This window comes from uncultured Veillonella sp. (assembly GCF_963524655.1).
Classification (GTDB): domain Bacteria; phylum Bacillota; class Negativicutes; order Veillonellales; family Veillonellaceae; genus Veillonella.
In genome coordinates, this window is sequence record NZ_CAURHA010000029.1 from 19,755 (window position 1) to 27,266 (window position 7,512).

The window sequence follows — 7,512 nt, forward strand, 5'->3', positions numbered from 1 at the left end:
TTTTAGAGATACTACCAATTAAAAATATTTATTTTTAACTGGTAGTATCTAAGAAAAGAGCATACTATTGCTAGAAAAAATATTACTTTTAACTGGTAGTATCTAAAATATACATTAAAACCCGAATCGCAAAACTACTAAAACACGATTCGGGTTTTGTATTATTTAGATTCTTTGCCTTCTACAAAAAGCATGTCATTGCGTTTTACATCTGTGTAAAGCAATGCATTGCATACGGAAGCAGCGATTGGGCTACCACCTTTGTTGCCTTTTACAGTGATATAAGGAACTGGGGATACTTCCATCAAGTAGTCTTTGGATTCTGCAGCGCCTACGAAGCCTACAGGGATACCAATGATAAGAGCTGGTTTAATACCTTCTTCAAGAGCTAAGCGCAATACTTCGTACAATGCAGTAGGAGCATTGCCGATAGCTACGATTTGGCCTTCTAATTGTTTGCCAAATGTACGCATAGCCGCGATGGAACGAGTTATACCCAATTCTTTAGCCATTTTAGCTACGTTTTCATCTTTGATCAAGCAGTGTACTTCGTTACCACGAATTTTAAGAGCTGGCTTAGAGATACCGGTGCGAACCATTTCTACATCTGTATAAATATCTGCACCATTATCCAATGCTTCAATACCTTTTTGAACAGCATCAGGGCTCATTTTTACGAGTTGTGCGTATTCAACGTCACCAGACGCATGTACAGTACGAGATACAACGCGCACTTCATCATCTGTTAAACCTAAATCCTTTACATAATCGTAAATGATTTCCATGCTTTTATCTTCAATAGCTTTAGGATTTTTAACGTAATCCATTAGTGTCCTCCCATAATTTGAAAAATTCATCATTCGTTGATACCACGTGACTTTCAAGTTTAACACGGGGTCTATCAATAACAATAACATGGATGCCAAGATCCATAGCTGCTTGTAATTTTGTATCAGCACCACCTACAAGACCAGAGTTTTTCATAACTACAACGCTAGCCTTTGTATCGTGGAACATGATGCGGTTCATATCGTAAGAAAATGGACCTTGTACAGCAACAATGCGTTTAGGACTTACATTGAGGTCTTCCATCATTTGTAACACCTCTGCAGTTGGCAAAATACGTGTCCATACTTCGCAATCTTTCAAGGCTTCAGATTTAGCAAAGATATGCATTGTCTTACTACCAGTAGTCAAATACACATGGTTATTATTTTCTTTTGCTAACTTGCCTGCCAAATTCGCTGCTTCAACTTCATCCACTACGATATGTAATTTATCATACTCTGGCAATGATACCTCTTTACGTTCAAAACGAACGAATGGAATACCTACTGCCTTGGCTGCCTCTTGTGCCGTTGCGGTCACAACTGCGGCGTACGGATGGCTTGCATCGATTAATAGGCGCACATTGTGCTCCTTAATTAAGTTCTGCATAGCCTGTTGATCAAGACGGCCCGTATGTACAGTAATACCTTTATGGGCAGCAAGCTCTGCCCCATATTGACTAACTACTGTAACAAGCACATCTTCACCTGTCCGTTCTTGAATATCTACCGCTAAGGTGCGACCATCCAAAGTACCGGCAATTACCCAAATCATAATTTGTAGCCTCGAGGAGTAATCATGCGACCGTTTTCAACATAGGTTTGGCTGTTACCGATGATAACAAGTGTTTGCATATCTACTTCTTCATTTGTGAAGTTTTCAAGATCAGAGATTACCATATGTTGACCTGGGCGACCTGCTTTTTGCACGATGCCAACAGGTGTTTTAGGGTCGCGGTATTTAAGAACGATTTCGCGAACTTCATCTAAGTGTGTAACACGTTTTTTACTGCGTGGGTTGTACAAGGAAATAACCATATCACCTTGTGCACAAAGATCAGCACGTTTTTTAATAAGATCCCATGGGGTCATTAAGTCGCTCAAGGAAATGACTGCAAAGTCATGCATCAAAGGTGCACCCAATACAGATGCTGCTACGTTTACAGCACTAAGACCAGGTACGATATCTACGGAAGGACGTTTTTCTGCTGGCACTTTATTAGCAAGTTCTAACACAAGACCTGCCATGCCGTATACGCCAGAGTCACCAGAGGATACTACAACGACTTGATGGCCTTCTACAGCCAAATCAACTGCTTGTTGGCAACGATCTACTTCTTGCATCATTGCAGTACCTACAGTTTCTTTACCTTCGATAAGGTCTTTGATCAAGTCGAGGTATGTCAAATAACCTACAACACGGTCAGCCGCTAAGATAGCTTCGCGTGCTTGAGGCGTCATAAACTCTTCATCACCAGGGCCGATGCCGATTACTTTGATGTTACCTGTGCAATGGCTACCGTTGTTTTGGGATAAATTGTTTTGTGCTGTATTAATGTTCGGCTCTTGGCCGCTAGTAATGCCGTTGTCTCGCATACGTTTCCTACTCCTATAGTTCCTTTTACAAAATTAGATTCTTTTAATTCTTCTTTTTCAATGAGTGGTGCCATCTCGTCCTGTGTATAGAACACGATAGGCCACCCCATAATTTGCATAGCCTCTAAGAGGCCTACCTCATCTTGTTTAACGATGACCGATGCTGCCGTTACAAGGCTCTTTGGTGAAAGCTTATGTGCTGCTAGCGACTGTTGTATAGCGTCAACGATCAATTCCTTTGGCGTATCTCGACGACAGCCAATGCCCATCGTATAGGTACGAGGGCGCAAAATCAATTGATGACCATACTCCGCAATTACTTTGTCTGTAATAACTACGCGAGAAAAACCTTCTTCAGTGCTTTCATTTTTACATGGAATGGAGGCAAGTTCCTCTAGAGAAACAACATGAACCATACCATGCTCACCAATATGAGCTTTCGCAGCTTGTTCTAAACGCTCTGCATTCGGTAAGCTAGCATCGATATAATAATCAACACGCCCTCCTCCAACGATGGCAGAGTTCACATTGATTAAGGTTTGGAATTCATCCACCAACAGATGCTCATGGCGCGCCAACACGTCAGGCGCTGGCAATCCGTTTACATCCGTAGCAGTCGTAATGACAGGGTCCGCATCGATGGCCAACGAAATGGACTGCGTCCATTCGTTGGCGCCCCCCAGGTGCCCAGACAACAAGCTAATCACATGGTGTCCTACTTCGTCCATTACAACTACAGCAGGATCCTTGGATTTATGCTCAATATATGGTGCAATCATGCGCACTACGATACCGAGTGCCATAATACATAACACTTGGTCGTAATCTTTAAAAATCTGTCCAATATGGTTTTTGAGGGAATCAAAATAGATGGCCTCTCCTCCAGAAGGACGATTTTCTTTTTCAAAGCAATCCGCATGAGGTGCCACCAAAGACTTGATGCGTTGACCTAGCTTTGCACCTCGTTCAGACACAGAAAGAATAGCTGTTCTATTCTTCTTGCTTCCCGTCAAAGGCGCAACAGTTTCTAGTTCTTTCATCATACTAGTCCTTAGCACTGCGGTACATATGAGCAAAGCCTTTGTCGTAAAGCTTAGATAATTCGTATTCACTATCTAATACATGGCTTACTACGATCATAGCTTGGCGCAATACGCCTTCTTTCGCTACGATGTCCGCAATGGTTTCCAATGTGCCGCGGATAATGCGTTGGTCAGGCCAAGATGCTTTTACCACGATAGCCACTGGAGTCGTTTTGTCATAACCGCCCTCGATAAGTTCAGCTACAACCTTATCTAACATTTGAACGCTAAGGAAAATACACATTGTTGCTTCATGAGATGCTAACATGCGCAATTTTTCCTTTGGAGGCATCGGTGTACGGCCTTCCATACGCGTAATAATCACTGTTTGAGATACATTAGGTAGTGTATATTCTTGTTTCAAAGCCGCTGCTGTAGCAAGGAAAGAACTTACACCTGGCACGACTTCATACGAAATGCCCATACCAGCCAGTGCATCCATTTGCTCTTGAATCGCACCGTAAATAGCAGGGTCACCTGTGTGAAGACGAACTACACTTTTACCAGCCTCAACAGAAGCTTTCATAACAGCCAATACCTCATCAAGGTTCATAGTAGCACTGTTATGAATTTCACAGTTTGGTTTACAAGCCTCTAAAATGGCAGGGTTTACCAAGGAGCCAGCGTAGATAACAACGTCTGCCTCTTGCACTAAACGATACCCTTTGCGAGTAATTAACTCGGGATCCCCAGGGCCTGCGCCTACGATATGTACGTCAACCATATTACTCTCCTTCTGCGATACGCGTTGCAGATACAATGAAAATTGGACTCAATGGGTCTAACAAATGATATGGACCAGCCTTGCGGTAACGGCTGATAGACATTTGGTAACCTTCATAGGTGAAAGGACGACCTTTCAACTCTTTTAAGATTGTATAACCAGTTTCCATTGTTACCGCAGTAACCACTAGACGACCGCCTACTTTTAATAGACGTTGCGCCTCATCCATGATGCCTGTCATACCCCCAGCACTACCGCCGATGATAACTGCATCAAGCGCAGGCAATTCTTCCATGCCTTCAGGAGCTTTGGACTTTATGACTGTCATATTATTAACATTGAATTTCTTCATGTTTTCATTGATAAGGTCGATGCCTTTATCAAAGCGCTCAATCGCATATACATGCCCTTTAGGAGCTGCCAAGGCTGCTTCAATAGAAATAGAGCCTGTACCAGCACCTACGTCAAGAACGATGCTATCCTCCTCGATGCGCGCCTCGTTCATAACGGCTTTGCGAATCTCGCATTTCGTCATCGGCACGTCGCCGCGGATAAATTCCTCATCAGGAATTCCAAAAAAATGTCTCATCCTAGTACCACCATTACAGAATGACCAAAGCCTTCAAGCTCAGTTAATACCTCTAACGTGGAGTCTACGATTTTTTCATCATCATAGCTCAACCGCTCAAGGGCTGCTGCTCTCGTTTCTTTTGGCCAGCCTGCATCTATTAAAATACGCGCAATATGCGCTGGATTATATTCAGGATCCGTTAAGAACCCCATCTTTTTACCTGCTTCATATACGAGCTTCTCTGGTGCCGGTTGGCGACCGTGAAAGCTCATTAAATCCGCATCATGCCACACCTCATTAAGTCGTGCAAAGGCAAAGGTCATAGAACTAATGCCAGGCACAACCTCAATAGGGTTAGCAGTAAATTTCTTTTTCAAATACGGTAACAAGCTGTAGTAGCCTGTATCACCGCTTACCATAACTACAACATCATGGTCGTTGAGCTCACGCTCAATTTGCTCAGCCAGTAAGCTAAGCTTACCCGTTACAGGATATGTAATTTGGCCAGGCTCTTGAAAGTCCTCTAAAGACCGTTCACTACCTACCAATACTGTGGCATGTTTAATTAAATTAAGGCCTCTAGGCACCACATAATCAGGATTACCTGGTCCAATGCCTACGATATACAAGGTATGTGCCATTGTTCAAGCTCTCCTATCTCTTTAGCATGCTTATCCATTGCCAAAATCTCGCCTTTTAAGGTGGTAATGATAATGCCAATCTCCGCTTCGTTAGCAATATATCGCTCACTACGCAACGATGCACGATCCACAACGCGTTGATATACACCAGTCAGTCCTTCTCGTTCTAAAATAGGGAACGTAGACTCTGTGGTTTGGCAATTAAACAACTCTTCACACACCGCTTGGGATGCCCCTTCTAAGGCAGCATAGGCCACGATGCTTTCCATGCGACCATCACTCATGCGATTGTGGGTATGGAAACTACCACTAGCAAGTTTTATTAGCTTGCCAATATGACCGATAATCAAAATACGCTTGAAGCCAATTTGTACTGCCTTTTCCAGCATAAAACCGATAAAGTTACTGGTTTCTGCCATTTGGTTCTTATGTATACCAAGTACTTGTTCCGCAAGATCCTGACCAATACGGCCTGGCACGAGAACAGCGGTTTCACAACCATTGGCTTTCATAACTCTTAGCTGAGGAACCAAAGAGTTCTTGAACCCTTCCTCACTCATAGGCTTAACGATACCCGTAGTACCAATAATGGAAATACCACCTTCGATACCGAGGGTATGGTTTAATGTTTTCTTAGCTAGAACCATACCGTTTGGTACACTCACCGTTACTGTCACGCCTTGACCGTGAATGCAAAGCTCTTCAAAAACGATGTTCATCATCGTACGAGGCCCGGGATTGATAGCTGGTTCTCCTGGCGGCATAGCAAGGCCCGGTTTCGTTACCGTTCCAACGCCAAAGCCCGCTCGGAATCGTAGTTCACCAGTATCATCGAGTGTTACCGTCGTTTCCACATCATTGCCATGCGTTACATCAGGATCATCGCCGCCATCTTTCATAACGGTTACTTTAGCCTCTGTATCAGATATAACCTCTACGGCTTTAATAGGCACCTCAATATACTGACCTTGAGGATTTTCAATGACCACTTGGTCCACGATATTCTTATCTAAGAGAGCCAATAAACCAGCTTTCATACCTGCCGTAGCACATGAACCTGTGGTATAGCCACCCTTCATGTCCTCTACTTTCATAAGGCCTCCTACACCGATAGGGTTAGCGACCCTATGGAATCAAACTAACCCTATCTTTATGGACATATGTTATTAGGAACGGAAGTTAACGAATTGCAATTCTACAGGGATATCCAATTGTTTTAACATTTGGATTACTGCTTGCAAATCATCTTTATCCTTACCAGATACGCGCACTTGATCCTCTTGGATAGATGCTTGTACCTTAATTTTCATGTTTTTAATTGCTTTTACTACTTCTTTAGCATTTTCTTTTGTAATGCCTTTTTTAATAGTAATGATTTGGCGAACTGTAGCACCAGCTGCTGGTTCAACTTTACCGTAGTCAAGATTTTTAATCGCTACGTTACGTTTAACCATTTTGCCTTTTAATACATCGATAATGGCATTCAATTTATATTCATCATCACCGATGATTTTAATAGTGTCGCCTTCAAGACTAATTTCCGCTTTAGAGCCACGGAAATCATAGCGTGTACCAATCTCTTTTTTCGCTTGGTTTACCGCATTATCTACTTCCTGCATATCCACTTCGGACACAACGTCAAAGGAACAATCTTTAGCCATTTTATACCTCCTACACCTGAACCCGTTGGGCATGGGGTTCATAGCATTACTTTCATCATCCTCATATTCCAAGTGAAAGTGTAAATGTACACCAAATCGGAATATATCTCTATAATTATACCTTATAACAGGCTTATTTTCTAGGTAAATCGATTTTTTTAATTATAACTATTATTAATCATAGAAGAATTATTCAGACTATAAACAAAAGTAAGTATTAGCTATTTCAAAAAGCAAAATATCCGGTACCCAACAGATACAATCTATCGATACCGGATATTTAATCACTATAATATTTTCATATGAATCTTAATCTATCTTGTTGGCAACACAATATTTTGCCCAGATGGTTTACTTGGATTCATTGCATTTGGCAAATCTTCAACAGTTGTATTTAGATCTGTATCAGC

The 7,512-nt window shown here is 42.2% G+C and carries 9 protein-coding genes; all 9 read right to left on the minus strand.

What is annotated here, in order from left to right; all coding sequences use genetic code 11:
- Positions 1-161: 161 nt before the first annotated feature.
- Positions 162-827: a precorrin-8X methylmutase gene (locus RYM16_RS06605; protein WP_314983074.1), complete on the minus strand. Its 666-nt coding sequence runs from the start codon at positions 825-827 to the stop codon at positions 162-164.
- Entirely contained in the window at positions 814-1,602 is a 789-nt protein-coding gene (gene cobK / locus RYM16_RS06610; protein WP_314983075.1) for a precorrin-6A reductase, read from the minus strand. The genes RYM16_RS06605 and cobK overlap by 14 nt, the downstream gene beginning before the upstream one ends.
- Entirely contained in the window at positions 1,599-2,288 is a 690-nt protein-coding gene (gene cobJ, locus RYM16_RS06615) for a precorrin-3B C(17)-methyltransferase (RefSeq protein WP_004696265.1), read from the minus strand. The genes cobK and cobJ overlap by 4 nt, the downstream gene beginning before the upstream one ends.
- A gap of 29 nt (positions 2,289-2,317) precedes the next feature.
- A complete protein-coding gene (locus RYM16_RS06620; RefSeq protein WP_314983079.1) occupies positions 2,318-3,463 on the minus strand; it encodes a cobalamin biosynthesis protein in 1,146 nt (381 codons plus the stop codon).
- A gap of 4 nt (positions 3,464-3,467) precedes the next feature.
- Positions 3,468-4,229, minus strand: a complete 762-nt coding sequence (gene cobM / locus RYM16_RS06625; protein WP_314983076.1) for a precorrin-4 C(11)-methyltransferase — start codon at positions 4,227-4,229, stop codon at positions 3,468-3,470.
- 1 nt (position 4,230) lies between these two features.
- Positions 4,231-4,818, minus strand: coding sequence for a precorrin-6Y C5,15-methyltransferase (decarboxylating) subunit CbiT (gene cbiT / locus RYM16_RS06630; RefSeq protein ID WP_105098694.1), 588 nt, complete (start codon positions 4,816-4,818; stop codon positions 4,231-4,233).
- Entirely contained in the window at positions 4,815-5,441 is a 627-nt protein-coding gene (gene cbiE / locus RYM16_RS06635; RefSeq protein ID WP_009351756.1) for a precorrin-6y C5,15-methyltransferase (decarboxylating) subunit CbiE, read from the minus strand. The genes cbiT and cbiE overlap by 4 nt, the downstream gene beginning before the upstream one ends.
- Positions 5,417-6,535 carry a cobalt-precorrin-5B (C(1))-methyltransferase CbiD gene (gene cbiD, locus RYM16_RS06640; RefSeq protein WP_314983077.1) on the minus strand — a complete coding sequence of 373 codons (1,119 nt, stop codon included), beginning with the start codon at positions 6,533-6,535 and terminating at the stop codon, positions 5,417-5,419. Before cbiD ends, cbiE begins: the two co-directional genes overlap by 25 nt.
- Positions 6,536-6,607: 72 nt before the next feature.
- Positions 6,608-7,102: a YajQ family cyclic di-GMP-binding protein gene (locus tag RYM16_RS06645; RefSeq protein WP_004696277.1), complete on the minus strand. Its 495-nt coding sequence runs from the start codon at positions 7,100-7,102 to the stop codon at positions 6,608-6,610.
- Between the last annotated feature and the right edge of the window lie 410 nt (positions 7,103-7,512).